This window comes from Clostridium sp. BNL1100, assembly GCF_000244875.1.
In the GTDB taxonomy this organism is placed as follows: Bacteria; Bacillota; Clostridia; order Acetivibrionales; family DSM-1351; genus Ruminiclostridium.
In genome coordinates, this window is the sequence record NC_016791.1 from 1,480,592 (window position 1) to 1,501,950 (window position 21,359).

The following is a 21,359-nucleotide window of genomic DNA, read 5'->3' on the forward strand; positions in this document are numbered from 1 at the left end:
ATGTCACGCTTAGCCGGGCACATTGGGGAATTGGAGGGTATATGGAAGTAATAGATTTTTTAGGAAAAGGATTAAAATATCCTGTTTCAGCAAAAAAATCAAAGCTGCGTACTTCTGTCGGTGAGGAATCTATAAAGGAGTCAATAATGCTTATCCTGGGAACTTCCAGAGGCGAGAGGGTTATGAGACCGGATTTTGGATGCAGACTAAATGACATGCTGTTTTCATCCAACGAACTTGGAACTGCTACATTAATCCAGACCTATGTTGAGGAGGCTTTACTTAATTGGGAACCTAGAATAGAAGTACAGAGCGTAACAGCTACTATGAACCAGACAGAGCCGACTATAGAAATCAATATAGAATACATCATAAAGTCCAGTAATTGTAAAGCAAACCTTGTTTATCCATTCTATCTTGAAAGTGTGGGAAGATAATGACAGATATGATACCGAAAATTGATAATCGAAGCCAACAAGATTTGGTTAGTGAAATAAGACGCTTGATACTTTATTATTGCCCTGAATTTGGAAGTGTTGATGACATTGCGGCAGATAAAGAGCTTGATGCACTTGTAAATATATTTTCCAATATGATGGGACATGTCAATTATTCATTAAATCAGGCATTGGATAAGAATTTTACCGCTTTTTTAAACCTGATAGGAGTTAGTCCTACTTCTCCAATACCGTCAAAAGCACCCTTGGTTTTCAAGCTTAAAGATGACTGGGACAAGGATGGATTTATACCTGCAGGTGCTAAAATTTCAGCTCAGCCTGAGAACAAAGAAGAAGTTGTATTTGAAACTCAAAATGATTTGACCGTAATTAGACCAGGCTTAATCAGAGTATTGAGTATAGATCCGTCAGAAGACAGATGGAGCAATTTGGATTTTTTATTAGCTGAAAATAATAGTGGTATTGAGGCAGAACTGTTTAGAGGAGAATCACCAATAATACACCGCATATACATAGGTCATTCAAGATTATTCAGTATAGAAGATGCTGTAGTAAATGTGAAATTACAACTCAATGGTGACAGCAGCGATATATACAGCCTTCAGTGGTATTACTTTGACGACAAAGGAGATCCGCAGCCCCTGAAGCTTGAAAATGGGAGCAGACAGACTCTTTTACAAACTGGAGGAATTTCATTCTCAGGTATAAAGGGAATTTCTCAAAAAGAAATTTCAGGGTACAAGAAAGACAATTCCTTTAATTGCTGGAAAAACCATTGGATTTACGCAGAGTTAAAGTCAGCCCTGAGGGATACAAATCTTTTACCTGATGTTGAGGATATAAAAATAAGTGTTGATACTTTTGGAAATGGGCTTGCTCCCGGTGTAGCAGTCTTTAATTACGCACCGATTGATTTAACAAAGGATTTTTACCCATTTGGAGAAAGACCCATATTCAACGACACATTTTACTTTGCTTGTAAAGAGGCTTTTTCAAAAAAAGATGCGGACATAACTTTAGGTATTAATCTTTCAGATGCAAAAAGTATACCTGATACTAAAAATATTTTACTTGCATGGGAATATTGGAATGGAACTAAATGGAATGGATTTGCAAAAACCGGAATGTCAGATAATTCAGGCAGCAGTATCTTTATCAAGGAAGGCTTGATTTATTCGGATACTACCTATGCCTTAACAAAAAGCGGAAAAATAAAGTTTAAATGCCCCGAAATACAATCACACAGCATAAACGGTGAGGAAAATTACTGGATACGTGTAAGAATAATCGGAGGCAACTACGGTGAAGATGGAAGGGTTTCATATGTACCCAAGCCTGTATTGTTAAATAATGAGGAAATTTCTATTACAGAGGCTGAGTACATTGAACCTACATTCATACCACCGTCAATAAGGGAATTACTGATTGATTATACCTATTCATCTCCGGAGGTATTCCCGGAGAATGTAATCACAGAGAATAACTTTATTATGGGAGAAAAAACTAAGGAATGTCTTGCCTCAGGAAAAACCTTTAAACTGTTCTCTTCGTGCATAGATAATGAACCTGCCTTATATCTGGGCTTTAACAGAGACATAAGTAATTTACCTGTTTCTTTGTTTTTCCCGCTTACAGGAGACCAGAAAGGTAAAAAGCCGGTTGTTGCATGGGAATATTCAAATGGAAGGAAATGGTTAGCCCTAAGTGTTAACGATGCAGTAAGGGATTTTACAAGGAGAGAGATTCAACAGCTTGTCATTCCCGGGGATATTGAAAAAATACCCCTTTTCGGGTCAGAAATGTTCTGGTTGCGAGCAAGACTTGAGAGCGCAAATCAAGTTGGCGGAGATTACATAGTTTATCCCAGATTAAGTGCAATTTATTCAAATGCAGTGTGGGCATTCAACTCAAATACAATACAAAATGAAATACTGGGTTCAAGTAACGGGGAACCAAACCAGACATTCCAATTTTCACGTACTCCGGTATTAAACGGTCAGGTAGTAAGGGTAACGGAAACACTGGGACAGGGGGATGCGATAATATGGGAGGAAGTTCAGACTTTTTCACTGTCAGGCCCGGACAGCAGGCACTATATGCTTGATAACAACAGCGGAGTTATTACCTTCGGAGATGGTAATAATGGCATGATTCCTCCTGCCGGAAAAGAGAACATACAGTGTAATTACAAATACGGTGGTGGCTCTTGTGGAAACGTTGAAGCAGATTCGATAAAAAAGCTGTGGGACAGTTATCCGGGTATCGATTCAGCCACAAACCCCGTAGCAGCTGATGGAGGCTTTGATCAGGAAGAGGTTGAGGAAACCAAAAAACGAGGACCACACACATTAAAAAGTATGGACAGGGGAATAACCTGTGAAGATGTGGAATGGCTTGTTCGTGAGGCTGCACCTCAGATAGCTATTGTAAAATGCTTTCCAACAATGGACCAGAACCTGGATTTTTGCCCTGGGAAAGCAACAGTAATCGTAGTTCCAGATTATGATGCTCCAAAGCCTAATCCAAGTCAGGAGCTACTAAATGAAATAGAAAAATATCTTGCTCAACGAATCCCAACTATTTTAAATAATCCTGACAGTCCGCGCCTTGACATAATAGGGCCTGACTACATAAGAATCGGAATAGAGGCGTCCGTTAAATATACAAAACCTGAATCAGCAAAAATTATAGAGGGTAATATTATAGAAAATCTAAGGGAGTTCTTGAATCCTTTAAGAGGCGGGCAAGAAAAAACCGGTTGGACACTTGGAAAAAATCTGTATATATCCGAGGTTTGTTCAATAATAAAAAATACACACGGAGTGGACTACATTACAGACATCTCAGTTAAAGCTTCGGTTCAATGTTATACCCTTAATATTGAATTATTAAAAGAAGTACCCTTCAGGCCTGCTATTTCTTACCCATCATATTGTGCCGTAAAAAGCAAAGATAACCGAATAATATTTGCACTGGCACAAAAGCTCGAGGCAAACAAGGATGTTCGAACCCTTCTTGTAAAAGGATTCCGAGAAGGCGACAGAATTATGCTTACCTGTGTAAATTGCCCTCCAAAGGAACTGATCGTGGAATCAGTAGAAGGCGATACTCTGCAATGCAGGACTTTTGACGGAGAACCCCTTGAGGTTGATTATCCTGTTGGCAGTGATATAGAAGCTGAGGCTACGCAGGATTTGTTCATAAGATCCTTTATATTAAATGAAATAAAAGCCCAGAGTGAAACCTTTAATATAAAGATAGCCGTTCCTGAAGCCAGAGATGTAGTCTTTTTAAGCAGAAATGATGAATATGTCAATACAACACCTCTTAGAATAAGCGAAGTTTTGGAGGGTGACGTATTTTTAGAGGAAGATGAGCTGGTATACAGTGGAGAGCACTTCATAAATAAAAAGTCAGAAATAAAATTTCCATATCTTCTTAACAGGGATACAAATGTTATACATGATTCCATCAATCCCGCTGAAGAGTGTCGGATTGGAGAACTTTTAAAAGAAGACAGAAGATATCTTGAGAAAATCAGTGACGCACCCTTAGGAACAAAATGTGATCATTGCTTTCCTAATAAGGATTAGATTTTAAATTAAGGTCTTATCCTAAGAAAAATATATGAAAGGAGGTACATAAAATGTCACTGCCAATACAAAAATTGGACGAAATTACATTTGAAGATCTTGTTAAAGAAGCAAAATCGTTAATACCGATGTATGCCCCTGAATGGACAAACCATAACCCGTCCGACCCGGGTATCACACTGGTGGAATTATTTGCATGGCTTTGTGAAATGATTATTTACCGAATTGATCAGGTACCGGAAAAAAACAATCTGCGTTTTCTAAAACTACTGGGGACACAGCTTGAGAATGGGGAGGAACTAACTTCGGGAATCCGACGTGGTGTGCAGCAACTGACTCAATGTACCAGAGCAGTTACTACCGAGGATTTTGAGTTTCTTGCATTAAAGGCACTTATGGAAAAGCCTGAAATAAAAGAAAGCTACCCTGATTTGATTGCAAGAACAATCTGTCTGCCAAACCGAGATATGGAAAACAACAAAACAGATGAAGCCGGTCAGTTTGGTCATATATCTTTAATTCTAATCATGTCAACAAAAAATCAGAATGATCTGACTAAAGAAACATATGACATCAAGCAGTATATTAAAAAATACCTGTTGGAAAGAAAAGTACTTACCAACAGAGTACATGTAGTTGATCCTGATTATCAGGAAATAAGAATCAACATGCAGGTTGTTGCAAAAGATAAAAAAATGGGTGATACGGTAAGAGAGGTTATAGAAAAATACATTGATCCTATTACAGGCGGCGAAAATAAAAATGGATGGCCGCTGGGAAGAAATCTTTATGCATCTGACCTCTATTATATTGTGGAAGGGATGAAGGGGATTGACCATGTAAAACATATGGAACTGGATGCTCCTCTTCTTAAACCTTATCAATTAATACGATTGAAAGAATTAAGCATCGAGGTGGAATAATGAGTAATTACGAAAGCAGTAAATATACCCAGTACCTCCCCCGAATTTTTCAAAAGGGAAATAATGAAGACGGAGATTTTCTGGGACGGCTGTTAAAATCCTTTGAACAGATTCTTTCCGGAAAAACGGAGATGCAGGAAACACTGGGAATTGAGGAGATTTTAGATAATTTTGATATGTATTTAGACCCGGATCAAACGCCTCCGCAGTTTCTTGAATGGCTTGCAGGTTGGGTTGCTCTGGACTTGGAAGACGGAATCGAATTTTTCGGAGCAGATGATACTATCGGAAAAAATGTCGATCAAGTTCAGATACTACCACTACCGGAAAAACGTTCTTCCGTCAACAGACAAATGATTGGGGCTATTGTTCAGCTATACAAAAAACGAGGAACCTGTGATGGTCTGCTGGAGTACCTGCAACTGTATACAGGAGAGGAGACCACTATTTCAATAAATGAATTCCAGGATACGGCAAGAATCGGGGAATCCAGAGAAATAGGTCATAATACCATGGTCGGCAGCTCTTCAACCAGTTTCTTTTGTGTAAACGCAATGATTCCGGCACACAGCAAAACTATGCTGGAAAATAAGGTTGGTCTTATACGAAGAGTAATAGAGGATGAGAAGCCGTTTTATACAAATTACAGGCTTAACGTAGAAATACCGGAAATGCGGGTCGGGGTTTATTCCAGGGTAGGAAAAGAGACTTTGCTGGGCGGTATGATTGATGAGTAGGACTTTAAAAAAGAAATAACATTTTGAATATCCGGAGGAAGTGGCAAAATGGGAAAAGAATTGAAAAGAATGCGCTATTTTGACGGACTGTTTTTGAATGCAGAAGACTATAAACTGGATCAGGATTACCAGAAAAGAATTCAGCAGCTACACAACCGATATCTGCATACTTGGGGAATAATTGCAGGATTAACGGTTGTACCGTCAGAAAACTGTTCAGTAAAGGTACAGGAAGGAATAGCAATCAATGAGGTTGTAGCAGAAGTTACCGGAGAGAGTACAAGTCAGTATATCTACATATATGACGGACATCCGGACAGCATTATTGATTTGTCCCAATACCGTGCCAATGACGAAAGTATTTATATTTTTGTTAGCTATGACGAGGTAGAACAGGACAAGGAAAACCTCGAAAAGGGAAAAGGCGAGGCAATACACATCTGGGAGAGAGGACGTATCTGGCACAGTACGGAAAAACCGACTGACGAGAAAAAGTACATAATTCTGGCCAGAGTGGAAATCGGGCTGGCTAGTAGCCAGGACACAAACCCCTTAATTATCAATGAGGATGGCAGTGAAGATGATACCCAAATTGAAAGTAAAAAAGTTATTAGTTTAATCTCATACTTTGATGATGCAGAAGAAAAAATTCCTCTTAGAAGGTATGCCGGGCCTGCCGGAGAAGTGTTATCCCTGCAAAAAATCATATTCAAATTGAATGATGATGTAGCCGGAATGCCATTTGTAAGAGCCTTGGAAGAGGACAAGAAAAAGGGAATCGGTCTTGAGGTTAATTCCACGTTTGCAAATTTCACGGGATCAGTCAACATTAAGGGGGACTTAGAAGTACATGGAAACCTTACAAACATGGGGGCAGTTGAAAATGAACTTGAAGTTTCAAACACATTCGTACAGGTAAACAGTAAATCTGAGGACGATAGCACATGGAAATTGCAGGATGGCGGACTGGAAGTATTCAGGGATTACGCTGATGGAAAATCGTTGGATGCACGGATTGTGTGGTCGGAATTGGATAAATGCTGGAAAATGGGTTATGCAGGAGATCTATGGAATATAGCCTATGGCCCGGTTTGGGAAAAACTAATAAAAAACGACATTGTGGATGAATTGCACAGACATTCAAAAATCAGTTTTGAAGGCGGAGTAGCCCTTGAGTCAGATGACAAAGGAAATCTTTCAGCCTACGGAAATCTGAATATGAATGACAAGACAATATGGCTTAGAGACAATGGTAATGCCAACCACGGTCTTGGATGGTACGGTATCGGAAAACCATTTGCAGGTCTGAATGTAGACGGGCCGGTATTATTCGGCCAAAAAGGCGGAATATTGGGAACAACAGATGGCGGACAGAAACCGGTCATAACATGGAATAGCCTTGGAAATGTAGGAATTGGAGAAAGCAATCCAAAAGATGACACAATGGAAGTCAACGGAACCATGCGTATACTCAGCAATTCAAATCCTTTACGTTTTACTCCTTCATGGTCCGGCTTTCCGGATTCAATTACCAACGGTGCTGAAATCAGTAATGATACAGGTAACTACAAAGCATTAATGATTGTAGGAAACAGTTCTGCTGGACAAGGCAGAAAAGTAGCTGTTTGGGACAGGCTTGAAGTAAACGGATTCCTATATGTAAATGGCAATATGCAGCTAAACCAGGCACTTACGCCAAGTGCAGGGAAAGAGAAAAACAATGGTATTGTATTTCCAAGTGATCCGGGAGGAGGCTCAGGAGATAGTGCCTGGATAAGATACTATCCCAGAAGCGGAGAAGCATGTACTTTGGAGATAGGAACCTCAAATGATGGTGATGACAGCATATCACTTATGGCATCGGGAAATGTAGGAATAGGAACCTCAAATCCTAATGATAAGCTGGATGTAAGCGGCTATACAAGACTTCTGAGCGGTTCAAATCCAATAAGGTTTACATCGTCTTGGAGCGGATTCCCTGACTTTGCAGAAAATCAGGCGGAGATATGTAATGATACAACAAATTTCAAGTCCTTGATGATAGTTGGAAACAAGTCGGGGAAACAGGGCAGAAAAGTTTCAATATGGGACAGGCTGGAAGTAAATGGAACCCTAAATGTTAGTGGTGATGTTCAAACTCAGTGTGCAATAATTCCAAGTATTGGTTATAGCGAAAGTAATGGAATAATGTTTCCTAAGGATTATTTTGGAGGTACTGGGGATAGTGCCTGGATAAGGTATTATTCAGATCAAAGCCGAGGCGGCGGTGAAAATATGACCCTTGAGATAGGTATAGCCAATGATTTTGGGACAGGCGGATACTACGGAGGCGGTGACCGCATAAAGCTTACTGCCAGCGGTGGTGTTTATGTAGACGGATACTTCTACTACAGTTCATCAAGGGATCTCAAGGAAAATATAACATCACTCACAACAAAAAAGGCAAAACAGATATTGGACGGAATGAATCCTGTTACTTTCAATTTCAAGGGAGACAATGAAAAAACAACTTTGGGCTTCATAGCAGAAGATATGCCGGGGCCAGTTGCCGCAAACGATCAAAAAGCCATTAGCCCTATGGAAATAATTGCGGTATTGACCAGTGTTGTAAAGGATCAGAGAGAGGCAATAACACAGCTTCAGCAACAAATAGAAACATTAGCCGGTTAAACAAAAAATATAGGAGGTTTTTAAATATGAATGAACAAATCGATGCAAGAATAAAAGAGCTCAAGGCAGAACTTGAATCCGGACAGAAAGCAATGGAAAATCTTGAAGTGCAACGTACAAACGTTGTGTATACTCTTTTGAGAATTAATGGAGCAATTCAGGTTCTTGAAGAGCTTGTACAAGAAGAATCCTCTGATTCCTGATGAAACGTTTAAATATAGTGCCGAGGATGGCATCATTTTGAGTATCCGGAGGAAGAGGAAATGGGAAAAGAATTAAAGAGAATGAAATATTTTGACGGACTCTTTTTGAAGGCGGAAGACTATAAACAGGATAAAGAGTACCTTAGGAGAATTCAGGGTTTCCATAACCGGTACCTACATACTTGGGGTATAGTCTGCGGCCTTGAGGTGAAGCCTGTAATAGACAGCAGTATGGAGGTTGTTGTTACAGAAGGAGCTGCACTGGACTTAACAAATATCGGAACTTACGGGTTAGAAGAGAGTACCAGCAGGCAAATAATAGTATACGAGGGGCATCCTGATAATCCACTCGATCTTTCGGACTATCCGGCAGAAGAGAACATTTATATCTTCGTCAGTTATTGCGAAATCGAAGCTGACCGGGACAATGAAAAAGGTCAAGGTCAGGAAATACATTTGTGGGAACGTGGAAAAATCAGTCACGCAAATAAAAAGCCCGAAAATTGCAAAGAAAATATAATATTAGCAAGAGTTGTGCCCAAAAAAGTAGAGAAAAAAATTAAAAACAGTGACGGCAGCGTTAGTACGTATTATGAAGTAGTTGTAGACAGTACATGTATTTTTGAAGACGATGTTGACGGAACTCCTTTGAGAGTGTATGCCGGTCCATATGCCAAGGTTTTAGAACTAAAAAAGTTCATTTTCAAATTAGGTGAAGATATAAAAGCCATGCCTTATATTTCTTCAATTCCTGAAGATGATAAAGTAAATGTCAAACAGCTTGATATAGATTCTAAATATGTAAAATTTAGTGGAGACGTAGACGTAGTTAATGATTTAAGCTTTGAAGGAAATTTAATCCATAAAAAAGACGGCGTTGTTATGGATGAATTTCTTACCGAAGAAAGCTTTCTTCAAATAAACAGTAAGAATGATGACTGCCCTGATCTCTGGAATCTAAGGGATGGTGGATTTGAAGTTTTTCGTGGAGGCCCTGAAGTTGCTCCTGATGCCAGAATAGTATGGTCCGAGGGTGACAAAGTGTGGAAGGCAGGGCTCGGAAATGATCTTTATACTATTGCCTATGGAGATACGTGGGAAAAGCTCAGTAATAAGGAAAAAAGATATTTTGTTGATGGTATGCATGGACACAGTAAATTATTTTCGTCATCTAAAGGAACAACACTATCTGTTAATACAGCCGGAGACATATCTTCTTTAACAAATATGGTATTTCCTCAGAAAGAGATATTACTTTTATCAGGTTCACTGTCATGTTACGGAAATGGTAAGTCATTTGCGAATAATGATGTCGATGGACCTGTATTGACAGGTAAAAAGGGAGGTATTCTCGGAACAGCGGAGAATGGCCAAAAGCCGATTCTTTCATGGAAAAACAACGGAAATGTAGGGATTGGTACAATAGAGCCGTCTGACACGCTGGAGGTTTGCGGAAGCACAAGAATACTTGGCGGATTAAATCCTATCAGGTTTACTTCTCAATGGACTGCTTTTCCGGATATGACAACAAATCAGGCAGAAATATGTAATGATACAACAGTGCACAAGGCTCTGATGATTGTTGGAAACCAGTCTGCAGGACAGGGAAGAAAAGTAGCCATATGGGACAGACTGGATGTTAACGGAATACTAAGCATAAACGGAAACATGCAAATTTCAAAAGGGCTTACCTTGAGTTCAGGAGCAGGAAATAATGGAGTAATTTTTCCAAGCAATCCCGGCGGAGGATCACAAGACAGTGCTTGGATAAAATACTATCCTAAATATGGAGAAGCATGTACGTTGGAAATAGGTACTTCAAATGACAGTAACGACAACATATGTATTTTAACACCAAGTAATGTAGGGGTAGGCACATATACGCCCACTGACAAACTGGATGTAATTGGAACTACACAGTTTATGAGTAGTTTAAACCCTATACGTTTTACAGCAAAGTGGAGCGGTTTCCCGGATATAGCTTCAAGAAATGCTGAAATATCCAACGATACAAGTGACTATAAAACATTAATGATAGTAGGAAACAGATCGGGTGGACAGGGAAGAAAGGTTTCAATATGGGACCGTCTAGATGTTAACGGACCTTTAAAAACCACAGGTAATATTCAGGCAAAGGGCGCAATAATACCGGGCGTTGGAAATTGCAGCGTAAAAGGAATAATGTTTGAAAGACCAAAAAACACTGATGATGCTGCTTGGATCAGATACTATTCAGATACACTCCGCGGAGGCGGAGAAAACATGACACTTGAGATAGGAATCTCAAATGACAGTAATATTGAAACATACACACAAAATTATTTTGTTTCCACATGTCCATGGAATATTCCTAATGGCTGCGGTTATTGGACAACCGTTACAAATACAATAATAGGGAATAAGGGAGACAGGATACGTTTGCGGGCAAGCGGCGGGACATATGTTGAAGGAAACTTCTATTATACGTCAACAAAAGAAATCAAGGAAAATATCAAGAGGCTTAAAAAAGAAAAAGTCAGAAGTACAATTGATAGTCTTGACCCGGTTGAGTTTAACTTCAAAGGGGATAGAAAAAGAAAAACAATGGGCTTTATTGCAGAGGATGTTCCTGATATTCTCGCATCCGGTGATAAAAAAGCCATCAGCCCCATGGAAATACTTACGGTGCTCGTAGGAGAAGTAAAGGAACAGGAAAATTTAATTAAAAAACTCAAGAAAAAGGTTGCAGCTTTGCAAGCCTGATATAAAACTAAAAACTAATTAATAAGGGGATTATCAGATCCCCTTAAAAAGGAGGACTTATTAATGAAAGAAAAGATTGAAGAAAGAATTAAGGAATTAAAGGGTGAATTCAAAAACGGTCAGAAGATGCTGGAGGAATTGGATGGCAAACGTACAGGCCTCAACCAGACTCTTTTACGTATAAGTGGTGCTATACAGGCTTTAGAGGAATTAATGCCGGAAGAAAATGTTCCTGAGCAATAAACCTTGTAAAATGAACTGTACTTCTGTAAGTGAACATAAAATGATTGGTACAGGAAAATCTGAGAAATTGGAGGAACAATAAAATGTCAAACGAAATCAAACGTATGAAGTATTTCAATGGACTATTGCTAAAAGAAGAAGACCTTGAACTTGATCAAGACTATCATAAGAATTTTCACCGTATACACAACAGGTTTTTTCATAACTGGGGAATTGTAGACGGCCTCAAGGTTGAATCAGTAGGAAATTATCCTCAGGTAAAGGTATCTAAAGGATTGGCACTAAACAGCACGTTAGATGAAAAAACCAATGAAAAGATAAGTCAGGAGATATGGATTAGTGACAACCATCCAGATAACCCGTTAAACTTATCTGAATATGATGTAAATGAAGATATTTACATAATGGTATCATATAAAGAAGTAGAATCAGACGTAGATATCAAAAAGGGCGGGGATAAAAATATCCATGTTTGGGAGCGTTCGGAAATAAAACACAGCAGAATTAAACCGGACCCAAAAACCAAGGACGAAATTACAGACATCATTGTGGCACGTGTCAGGTTAAAGGATGCAGGCTCAGGACAAAAGACCATTGAAGGAATTTACGATACGGCGGAAGATGGAGTAGTACATGCCGTTACACAGGGAACTTCACAGGAGTTTCAGAAGATTTCAATAGGTGCGCAGGAAAAAACAAATCTTCCATACATAGACGGGCTTTCAGATCAAACCCTTGGTCAGAGTGACGGACTGGAAGTTCATTCACCATATACGAAATTTTCAGGTTCAGTAATCACAGGTAATTTAAAGGCGAACGGCAATACAGATTTAAACGGAACATTATCAGTAAATATAAATAATACCCCTGCGCTAAAAGTTGATTCAAAAGGCAGTGTAGCCATATCCAAGACTGCTGCGGTAACAGGTGTCCTGTCAGCAGCTGGAGGACTTAACGTAAGTGGAGATAATACAACCCTTGATACAACACATGTAGTTATGACCGGTAATATGCTTACAGTAAACAAGTATACTCCAAAGGAAAATGAAACAGAACCAAGAAAACAGAGCAGTGGTGTTGAAGTATATAGAAGCGGTTACCTTCCATATGCAAAATTAATCTGGGATGAAAATGAAAAAGTTTGGAAAGCAGGAACCGACAAGAAGGATGATATCCCGGAAAGTGGAATATATAAGCTTGCATATGGCCCTGATTGGGATGCAATGCATAATGGGTCAAATGTGGACACTCTTCATAAACACAGTCATATAAATGATGCCAACGGAAATATTTCATTAACTGCTGAAGATGGAAACGTTAATATAACCAACGATATTATTGTAGCTGGAACAGTAGTAACCCAAAATGGTATTGAAGTTCCAGGGAAAGATCTGAATGCAAAGCTTGTGTGGAATAAAAATGACCGTCGCTGGCAAATCGGTATAGAAAATGACATGTACAATATACCATACGGAAGAGCATGGGAAGATTTAACAACCGGTACAAATGCAGACTCACTCCATACACACAGTGAAATATATAACAGTGACGGTGATTTGGCTATAAATGTAGGCCCCACCGGGGATGTAAAAATCAACTCGAACCTGACAGTAGGTGAAAACCTTACAGTTGAAGGAACGCTGACGGTACTAAACCCGGCTACCGAATACAAACAAATCAACCAGGTAGTCACAGAAAATATAGTAATTGTCAATAAGCCTGATAACGGGCAAGCACCTGTTAAAGAAGGTGGCTTGGAAGTATATCGTGGAGATGGTTATGAAAATGCAAGGATAATATGGGATGAAGGTAGTTCTACCTGGAAAATGGGAACAGGCAGTAATATGTCGGAAATACCATCTGGTATAGAGTGGGAGTACCTTACCCACGGGCAGGTTGTTGACAATATGCACAGCCATGGAAATCTTTCAATGGAGGATGAAACAGTAGTTGTATCCGTTGACAAGGATGGTAATGTAGATATTGAAAAAAACGTCAGTGTTTCAGGAAATCTCATTGTAGATAAAGATGAATATATTCAGGGTAATGTAGATATAAAGGGTTCGGTTAAAATAGAAGGAGATTTGACTGTAACCGGAACTCCGACAATAATTAAGCAAAATGTTCTTGAAGTAGAAAACAACACAATCATTGCCAACCGTTATACAGGGATAGCCCAGCCTATTAACAATGAGGGTGGTTTGGAAGTATACCGTGGCAGTAATACTAATAAAGCAAGACTTGTCTGGAATGAAGAAGCAGGAAAGTGGAAAGTAGGCATAGGAAATTCAATGCAAGACCTTGCATATGGTGATGATTGGGAGACGCTAACTAAAAAGAAGAATGCCGATAGACTTCATTCACATTCATCAATAAGTGATAATTTTGGTAATACTGCAATCAGTGCTGGATCTGATGACAAAATAACGATTAATAGAACAACGGAGGTTAAAGGGGGCCTTGAAGTAACCGGAAACGTAAGCTTGATGGGAGACCTTAACGTAGTCGGAACAGTTACAACTGTAGATAAAATTGATCTTAAAGTAGAGGACAATGTAATACTTCTTAATAAATTTGCGGGTGAAAACCCTCCTTTAAATGAAAGCGGCTTGGAAATTTTCAGGGGAACTTCAATAGACAATGCCCGACTGGTATGGAATGAAAAGGAAACTACATGGAAAATAGGTGTTGGCAATAACCTTAGTGAAATAGCTTGTGGGCCTGCTTGGCAGAAGCTTTCAAAAAAAGGTAACGCTGATGCTCTTCATACCCACGGCCAACTTTATAATACAAAGGGCAACATACTTTCTTTAAGCACAACAGCAACCGGAAATATTGATATAAAACATGACCTGACTGTAAGTCAAGACCTTACCGTATCTGGAAACCTTAATGTAAAAGGTGATGTAACAACAATAAGAAGTGCCAATATAGAACTTGAAGGTAACAAACTTACAATGAATAAAGGTGAGTCGGGAGAGATTAAAAAGGGAACAAGTACTCTTTCGGTTTATAGGGGAATTGATGAAAAAAGTGCTATTCTTAGATGGGACGAAGCGACAGGAGTATGGAAAATAGGAATGTCCGATTGGACCTGGGCTCAGGAAAACAGTGATCAGAAAATGGTTCCATCAGGTAATTCTACATGTCTGGTGGTAAACAATGACGGAAGCATACAGACTCCTATTGCAAAAATAGAGAAAGAATTAAGCACCGGAAGTGCATTAATCGGAGATATCCTCTCTTTGCAGAAGGATGGTATCCAGATAAACAGAGTAAACGAGTCAGCAACATATCTAAAGTTTGATACAAACTTATGGAAATTGGGCTTTGGAGATGTTAACTGTATCAGTGCCACAAGCAGCGGGAAGGTTGGAATAGGTAAATTAAACCCAACAGAAATGCTTGACGTAATGGGAAATGCAATTGTAAACGGTAGTATGGACATTACCGGCAACTCTGAAGTTAAAGGTTATTTGACTGCTGGAAGCACTGATATAAAAGGCCGCTTGAAAGTAGACGGAAGTATAATAATGAACGGGGGAATAGAAGTTGAAAGACAGGTTGCCTCGGATGGAACGCCACAGCCTAATGCCAAGATAGTCTGGAATGAACAAAAATGTGCATGGACATTTGGATTTGGCGACAAATTATTCGAACTGAATCTTAACAATACGTTTCTTCCCTCAAAATTATATACAAGTAACGGTGGTGCTGTTGCAGTAGTTACAGATAATGACAGTAATGTAGGAATAGGTGTAAAGACTCCACGAGCAAAACTTGACGTAAACGGCGATACACTTGTTAACGGAAAAATAACATTAACAAACACTTTAGGTACAACATTAAAAATTGCTACGGAAGGTTTGGAATTATCCAGAAATACCGAAAAGCCGGCGAAGTTCTACTGGAACGAAAAGAGCAAGGTCTGGCAAGCAGGAATTGATGGTTCCATGCAAGATATCTGCGTGGGGAATCATACACACAATAATGTATGTACTTCTACCGGGACAGAAGTAATTTATGTTGATAACAGCGGAAACGTTGGGGTTGGGAAGAGCATACCAGAAGCAAAACTTGACGTTGCAGGAAATCTAAAGGTAACTTCGATTGATGTCTCCGGCAGTCTTACAGCAGTAGGCAATGTCAAGAGTGAAACTGCTGATATAACCAGCACGTTAAGAGCTGGCAACATCAGTATAACCAAGGACTTGACAATAGGCGGTAATCTGGTTGTAAATGGTGACACAGTTACAGTTAATACAAAAACACTAGAAGTTGAAGATAATATTATAACCCTAAACAAATACAATACTCAGACTCAACCGGTTCCCACCAAAGCCGGAATAGAGGTGTTCCGCGGCGGCACAGCCAACAGTGCCCAGATTATATGGGATGAACTGGGAGGTGTATGGCAGGCAGGTACTACAGATAAGATGAAAAACATATGCTATACCGACCATACACACCCGGAATATAATAATAGTGGGGTATCAGATCTTACTGCAGTATTAAAAGTAAGTAATGGGAATATAGGCATAGGAACTTCAACACCCGCCGATAAATTATCAGTTTCGGGAAATGTAGGAGTTACAGGAACTATGACAGCTAATACTGTTGTAGCCGGTGATACAACAATAAACGGAACAATAACTACAACTAATGAAACGGTAAAATCTAAACTTACTACTTCACTTGCAGATATCAGTACAAAACTTACGTCCAAGGACGCGGATATCACTGGAATATTAACTGTAGGTGCACTTACATCTGGAACGCTTACATCCGGTAATACAATTATACATGGAACTATAACTACTGACTATGCTAATGTGAAAACAAAATTTACATCTAAAGATGCAGATTTTACAGGTGTATTGTCAGTCGGAACGCTTACAGTTGGTGATACAACAATAAACGGAAGTGTAGTTGCAAACAATGTAAAAGTTAGTGGTTTACTAAATGTAAGTAGTGGAATTGAAATAACAAGAAGTGACTTAACTAAGGCTCAGATTATATGGAATGAATCAGGCGGTGTATGGCAGGCAGGTACTACAAATAGTATGAAAAACCTATGCAATACCGACCATAAGCACCCGGAATATGATCTAACTTCAGTTTTAAAAGTAAGTAATGGAAATATGGGCATTGGGACTACAAACCCCACCGAAAAGCTTTCCGTTTCAGGGAATGTAGCAGTTACAGGAAATATGACCGCTGCTACAGTAATTACAAACAACATAAAAGCAAATGGTGGGAGTATAAATGTAACAGGAAATGTAGCAGTTACGGGAACATTATCAGCCGGCGATACAACAATTAGCAAGGGAATTGAAATAACAAGAAGTGACTCAACTAAGGCTAAGATTTTCTGGGATGAAACCACTACTTCATGGAAAGCAGATACAGGTACTAATATTGACCAAATAGCTCTTAGTAAGCATACACATAATACTCTTTATGCAAAAACTAATCCGATTGTAAATGTAAGTGATGATGGTAATGTAGGAATAGGTAAAACTCCTGAAACAGGAGTCAGGTTGTCTGTTGATGGTGATATTAAGGCCAGAACCATAACAGGTGATATCGTAGCTACAAGCCTGACCCAAACATCATCCAGAACATTTAAGGAAAATATATCAGCACTTCCATTAAAAACAGCATTAGATTTATTGAAAAAACTGAATCCTGTTACTTTTGATTACAAAAATGACAGCTTGAAAAAACATAATATAGGTTTTATTGCTGAGGATGTTCCGGAGATATTTACCAGTGATGATTGTAAATCAATATCAGTTATGGATATTGTAGCTGTATTAACTTCGGTAGTAAAAAAACAACATTCTGAAACAATTGCAATAAAGAAGCAACTGGCTGCATTGCAAAAACAGGTAGCCGGATTACTGGGAGCTTAAAATAATTAAAAGGGGCTGTTGCACAATGAATATATTATATTCAATAGGCAGCAGCCCTTTTAGTTTGTTCAAATTTTTGGTGTGAAAGGAGGGAACTAATGAAATTCCTCCTACCGATTGCAATAATTATTGTAGACATAAATTAAGCAGGTGTTATATTATGGTTATGTTGGACATATTAAAGAATATACAATTTTATTGAGGTATTTATGGAGACAAAAAAGGTTGCTGAAATAGCGGTATCAGCGGGAGAAATTTTGTTGAGCAATGGAGCAGAAGCTTACAGAGTAGAAGAGACGATATCAAAAATATGCAATTCATACGGTTTAACCGGTGAATGTATTTCAAACCTGACAGGAATATTTATTTCAATAACAGGTCCGGATGGTGAAATGGTTACATCAATAAAAAGGGTACGTCAAAGGCGTGTAGATTTATACAGAGTTGAGCTCATAAATTCCTTTTCAAGAGGTCTAATGGAAAACCCTGTGTCCTATGAGGAAGCAAAGAGAATTCTCGGGGATATAACCAATGCTCCAAGCTTTAACCTTGGAATAAGATTAATGGCAGCTAGTATGACTTCATTTGTATATACATTATTTTTTAAAGGAACCGTTCCTGATGCGATAATAGCTTTATTAATCAGTCTGGGCATTTATTTTATTCTTCAAAAAATAGACGAAGTCGGGTTTTTTCAATTCCTCCAATACTTCCTATCCGGGTTATTAATAGGAGCATTAAGTGTCTCAATACAGCACTTGTTTCCAATTATTCATAAGGATAATGTAATAACCGGAGCAATAATTGTCCTACTACCGGGAGTATCTCTTACCAACGGAATAAAGGATATACTGTACGGGGACTATGTTTCGGGACTTGCACAATTTGGCGAGGCCATGCTTATAATTATTGCAATGAGTGCCGGTATAGTAACTGCACTTTCACTATTTATGAAATGGATGTGATTTAAATGCTTCAACAAACCGTGCTGGCTTTTTTTGGAAGCATATTTCCGGTTATACTATTTAATATTGATAGAAGGAAAATACTCTGGGCAGGTTTTTGTGGGGCTATTGGCTGGATTATATACAGCCTTGTATCTGTAAATACAAACAGTCCCATATTTTCATCTTTTTTTGGTGCACTTACCGTTGGGATTTACAGTGAATCCATGGCAAGAATACTTAAAACACCTACCTTTGAATTTTTAATACCAGGAATATTTCCACTGGTACCGGGAATGATGGCGTATAAAACGCTGCGATATATAGTAGAAAACAACATGTCATCAGCTTTCAGCAGCGGAACCCAGACCTTGGCAGTAGGTGGTGCAATAGGGTTTGGAATAATGCTTTCAACTACAATTTTTAAATTTATATCAAGAATACAAAAGAATAGAAAAAAGTAAGTCAAACAATTATATTATTCGAACTACTGTACCTATTGAAACTAAATTGCTTAATTCAATTACCTGATCATTGAACATTCTTATACATCCATTTGAAACATCTTTTCCAATAGAAGAAGGATTATTTGTTCCGTGGATCCCATAATCGCCATTTGGTGCATTAAGTCCCAACCATCTTGCCCCAAACGGTCCTCCGGGATTAATAGCGCGGTTGACTATTCTGAAAGTACCTTTGGGTGTTGGCGTAGATGCTTTACCCACAGCAACAGTATAATTTTTAAAGACAATATTACCTCTGTAAAGGGTTAACTTATGCAAACTTCTATTGATAGTAATTGAGTAAACAGGTCTGGATAAATAAACAGGTTGCTGATAAAACATAGGTATTCTCCATAATTACTTATATTACTTTATTATTCAAAAATCCATTAAAACGTTACACTAATTAAGAAGTTTTGATTATAAAAAAATATAAACCCTATTTTCACACATAAACTTTGTGAAATTTACTTTTATAATTTATATATATTAAATTACGACAAAAAAATTCTACAAATATTATTGACAGAACTAAACTGACATGATAAACTAAAAAAGTCGCTCGGCAATGAGTGATTTATTAAGATGGACTTTGAAAAGTAAACAGTGATAAACATGTAAAGGAACTCGAAAAATTCCGAAATCGTAAAACGATTTCAAAATTGAGTAACTTGCGAACTTTACAACCTGGTTTTTGGAAACAAGAACTAGAAAAAAGTCAGCAATTTTTAATGAGCTAATTAAATTTTTCAAATATTAATTTGAGAGTTTGATCCTGGCTCAGGACGAACGCTGGCGGCGTGCCTAACACATGCAAGTCGAGCGGAGTTAATTGAAAGCTTGCTTTTGATTAACTTAGCGGCGGACGGGTGAGTAACGCGTGGGCAACCTGCCTGTTACAGGGGGATAACACAGGGAAACTTGTGCTAATACCGCATAACACAACGAGAAAGCATTTTCTTGTTGTCAAAGGAGCAATCCGGTGACAGATGGGCCCGCGTCCAATTAGCTAGTTGGTGATGTAACGGACCACCAAGGCGACGATTGGTAGCCGAACTGAGAGGTTGATCGGCCACATTGGGACTGAGACACGGCCCAGACTCCTACGGGAGGCAGCAGTGGGGAATATTGCACAATGGGGGAAACCCTGATGCAGCAACGCCGCGTGAAGGATGAAGGTTTTCGGATTGTAAACTTCTTTAGTCAGGGACGAAAAAATGACGGTACCTGAAGAATAAGCCACGGCTAACTACGTGCCAGCAGCCGCGGTAATACGTAGGTGGCAAGCGTTGTCCGGAATTACTGGGTGTAAAGGGCGTGTAGGCGGGAATGTAAGTCAGATGTGAAATCCCAGAGCTTAACTCTGGAGCTGCATCTGAAACTATGTTTCTTGAGTGCCGGAGAGGAAAGCGGAATTCCTAGTGTAGCGGTGAAATGCGTAGATATTAGGAGGAACACCAGTGGCGAAGGCGGCTTTCTGGACGGTAACTGACGCTGAGGCGCGAAAGCGTGGGGAGCAAACAGGATTAGATACCCTGGTAGTCCACGCTGTAAACGATGGATACTAGGTGTAGGAGGTATCGACCCCTTCTGTGCCGGAGTTAACACAATAAGTATCCCACCTGGGGAGTACGGCCGCAAGGTTGAAACTCAAAGGAATTGACGGGGGCCCGCACAAGCAGTGGAGTATGTGGTTTAATTCGAAGCAACGCGAAGAACCTTACCAAGGCTTGACATATAGCGGAATATGGTAGAGATATCATAGTCCTTCGGGACTGCTATACAGGTGGTGCATGGTTGTCGTCAGCTCGTGTCGTGAGATGTTGGGTTAAGTCCCGCAACGAGCGCAACCCCTGTTGCTAGTTGATAACATTTAGTTGATCACTCTAGCGAGACTGCCGGTGATAAATCGGAGGAAGGTGGGGACGACGTCAAATCATCATGCCCCTTATGTCTTGGGCTACACACGTACTACAATGGCTATAACAGAGGGAAGCTAAGCTGCAAAGTGGAGCAAATCCCCAAAAATAGTCCCAGTTCAGATTGTGGGCTGCAACCCGCCCACATGAAGTCGGAATTGCTAGTAATGGCAGGTCAGCATACTGCCGTGAATACGTTCCCGGGCCTTGTACACACCGCCCGTCACACCATGAGAGTCTGCAACACCCGAAGTCGATAGTCTAACCGCAAGGAGGACGTCGCCGAAGGTGGGGCCGATGATTGGGGTGAAGTCGTAACAAGGTAGCCGTATCGGAAGGTGCGGCTGGATCACCTCCTTTCTAAGGAGACATGATTCATGCAGAACTAGTTTCTAAGATGAATCAAATCTTTAGGTCGAAGATAAATGACAGGAAGGCTTGAGCTAAGCTCGCCGGACTGAAAATCATTATCTTAGAGTTTCTTTACAATCACTGTTTAGTTTTCAAAG

The 21,359-nt window shown here is 39.4% G+C and carries 12 protein-coding genes and 1 rRNA gene; 12 read left to right on the plus strand and 1 reads right to left on the minus strand.

Annotated elements, in window-relative coordinates; translation table 11 throughout:
* Nucleotides 1–41: 41 nt before the first annotated feature.
* The 11 genes from CLO1100_RS06240 to CLO1100_RS06285 all read left to right on the plus strand — a co-directional run bounded on the left by CLO1100_RS06240 (nucleotide 42) and on the right by CLO1100_RS06285 (nucleotide 18,892).
* Nucleotides 42–437 carry a GPW/gp25 family protein gene (locus CLO1100_RS06240; protein WP_014312908.1) on the plus strand — a complete coding sequence of 132 codons (396 nt, stop codon included), beginning with the start codon at nucleotides 42–44 and terminating at the stop codon, nucleotides 435–437.
* Nucleotides 437–4,051, plus strand: a complete 3,615-nt coding sequence (locus tag CLO1100_RS06245) for a putative baseplate assembly protein (protein WP_014312909.1) — start codon at nucleotides 437–439, stop codon at nucleotides 4,049–4,051. The genes CLO1100_RS06240 and CLO1100_RS06245 overlap by 1 nt, the downstream gene beginning before the upstream one ends.
* A gap of 53 nt (nucleotides 4,052–4,104) precedes the next feature.
* A complete protein-coding gene (locus tag CLO1100_RS06250; RefSeq protein WP_014312910.1) occupies nucleotides 4,105–4,974 on the plus strand; it encodes a hypothetical protein in 870 nt (289 codons plus the stop codon).
* Nucleotides 4,974–5,711 carry a tail protein gene (locus tag CLO1100_RS06255; RefSeq protein ID WP_014312911.1) on the plus strand — a complete coding sequence of 246 codons (738 nt, stop codon included), beginning with the start codon at nucleotides 4,974–4,976 and terminating at the stop codon, nucleotides 5,709–5,711. The genes CLO1100_RS06250 and CLO1100_RS06255 overlap by 1 nt, the downstream gene beginning before the upstream one ends.
* 48 nt (nucleotides 5,712–5,759) lie before the next feature.
* The gene (locus tag CLO1100_RS06260) at nucleotides 5,760–8,381 is read left to right on the plus strand and encodes a tail fiber domain-containing protein (RefSeq protein WP_014312912.1); all 2,622 of its coding nucleotides are present in this window, start codon (nucleotides 5,760–5,762) and stop codon (nucleotides 8,379–8,381) included.
* 26 nt (nucleotides 8,382–8,407) lie between these two features.
* On the plus strand, nucleotides 8,408–8,584 hold the full coding sequence (locus tag CLO1100_RS20690; protein ID WP_014312913.1) for a hypothetical protein: 177 nt from the start codon (nucleotides 8,408–8,410) through the stop codon (nucleotides 8,582–8,584).
* A 60-nt stretch (nucleotides 8,585–8,644) separates the two neighbouring features.
* Nucleotides 8,645–11,326 (plus strand): tail fiber domain-containing protein, encoded by a 2,682-nt coding sequence (locus CLO1100_RS06265; protein WP_014312914.1) that lies wholly within the window; start codon nucleotides 8,645–8,647, stop codon nucleotides 11,324–11,326.
* 63 nt (nucleotides 11,327–11,389) lie between these two features.
* Nucleotides 11,390–11,569: a hypothetical protein gene (locus CLO1100_RS06270; RefSeq protein WP_014312915.1), complete on the plus strand. Its 180-nt coding sequence runs from the start codon at nucleotides 11,390–11,392 to the stop codon at nucleotides 11,567–11,569.
* A gap of 83 nt (nucleotides 11,570–11,652) precedes the next feature.
* Nucleotides 11,653–17,484 (plus strand): tail fiber domain-containing protein, encoded by a 5,832-nt coding sequence (locus CLO1100_RS06275; RefSeq protein ID WP_014312916.1) that lies wholly within the window; start codon nucleotides 11,653–11,655, stop codon nucleotides 17,482–17,484.
* Between the two features lie 209 nt (nucleotides 17,485–17,693).
* The gene (locus tag CLO1100_RS06280) at nucleotides 17,694–18,449 is read left to right on the plus strand and encodes a threonine/serine exporter family protein (RefSeq protein ID WP_014312917.1); all 756 of its coding nucleotides are present in this window, start codon (nucleotides 17,694–17,696) and stop codon (nucleotides 18,447–18,449) included.
* Between the two features lie 5 nt (nucleotides 18,450–18,454).
* On the plus strand, nucleotides 18,455–18,892 hold the full coding sequence (locus tag CLO1100_RS06285; protein ID WP_014312918.1) for a threonine/serine exporter family protein: 438 nt from the start codon (nucleotides 18,455–18,457) through the stop codon (nucleotides 18,890–18,892).
* 9 nt (nucleotides 18,893–18,901) lie between these two features.
* On the opposite strand, the gene CLO1100_RS06290 is transcribed toward CLO1100_RS06285, so the two are convergent.
* Nucleotides 18,902–19,273: a L,D-transpeptidase gene (locus CLO1100_RS06290; protein WP_014312919.1), complete on the minus strand. Its 372-nt coding sequence runs from the start codon at nucleotides 19,271–19,273 to the stop codon at nucleotides 18,902–18,904.
* 415 nt (nucleotides 19,274–19,688) lie between these two features.
* On the opposite strand from CLO1100_RS06290, the gene CLO1100_RS06295 reads away from it, so the two are divergent.
* Nucleotides 19,689–21,210, plus strand: a 16S ribosomal RNA gene (locus CLO1100_RS06295).
* Nucleotides 21,211–21,359 lie beyond the last annotated feature (149 nt).

What these genes read in the sequence shown, in the direction of transcription:
- CLO1100_RS06240 (WP_014312908.1), top strand. Translation starts at nt 42, where the DNA reads ATGGAAGTAATAGATTTTTTAGGAAAAGGATTAAAATATCCTGTTTCA.
- CLO1100_RS06245 (WP_014312909.1), top strand. Translation starts at nt 437, where the DNA reads ATGACAGATATGATACCGAAAATTGATAATCGAAGCCAACAAGATTTG.
- CLO1100_RS06250 (WP_014312910.1), top strand. Translation starts at nt 4,105, where the DNA reads ATGTCACTGCCAATACAAAAATTGGACGAAATTACATTTGAAGATCTT.
- CLO1100_RS06255 (WP_014312911.1), top strand. Translation starts at nt 4,974, where the DNA reads ATGAGTAATTACGAAAGCAGTAAATATACCCAGTACCTCCCCCGAATT.
- CLO1100_RS06260 (WP_014312912.1), top strand. Translation starts at nt 5,760, where the DNA reads ATGGGAAAAGAATTGAAAAGAATGCGCTATTTTGACGGACTGTTTTTG.
- CLO1100_RS20690 (WP_014312913.1), top strand. Translation starts at nt 8,408, where the DNA reads ATGAATGAACAAATCGATGCAAGAATAAAAGAGCTCAAGGCAGAACTT.
- CLO1100_RS06265 (WP_014312914.1), top strand. Translation starts at nt 8,645, where the DNA reads ATGGGAAAAGAATTAAAGAGAATGAAATATTTTGACGGACTCTTTTTG.
- CLO1100_RS06270 (WP_014312915.1), top strand. Translation starts at nt 11,390, where the DNA reads ATGAAAGAAAAGATTGAAGAAAGAATTAAGGAATTAAAGGGTGAATTC.
- CLO1100_RS06275 (WP_014312916.1), top strand. Translation starts at nt 11,653, where the DNA reads ATGTCAAACGAAATCAAACGTATGAAGTATTTCAATGGACTATTGCTA.
- CLO1100_RS06280 (WP_014312917.1), top strand. Translation starts at nt 17,694, where the DNA reads ATGGAGACAAAAAAGGTTGCTGAAATAGCGGTATCAGCGGGAGAAATT.
- CLO1100_RS06285 (WP_014312918.1), top strand. Translation starts at nt 18,455, where the DNA reads ATGCTTCAACAAACCGTGCTGGCTTTTTTTGGAAGCATATTTCCGGTT.
- CLO1100_RS06290 (WP_014312919.1), bottom strand. Translation starts at nt 19,273, where the DNA reads ATGTTTTATCAGCAACCTGTTTATTTATCCAGACCTGTTTACTCAATT.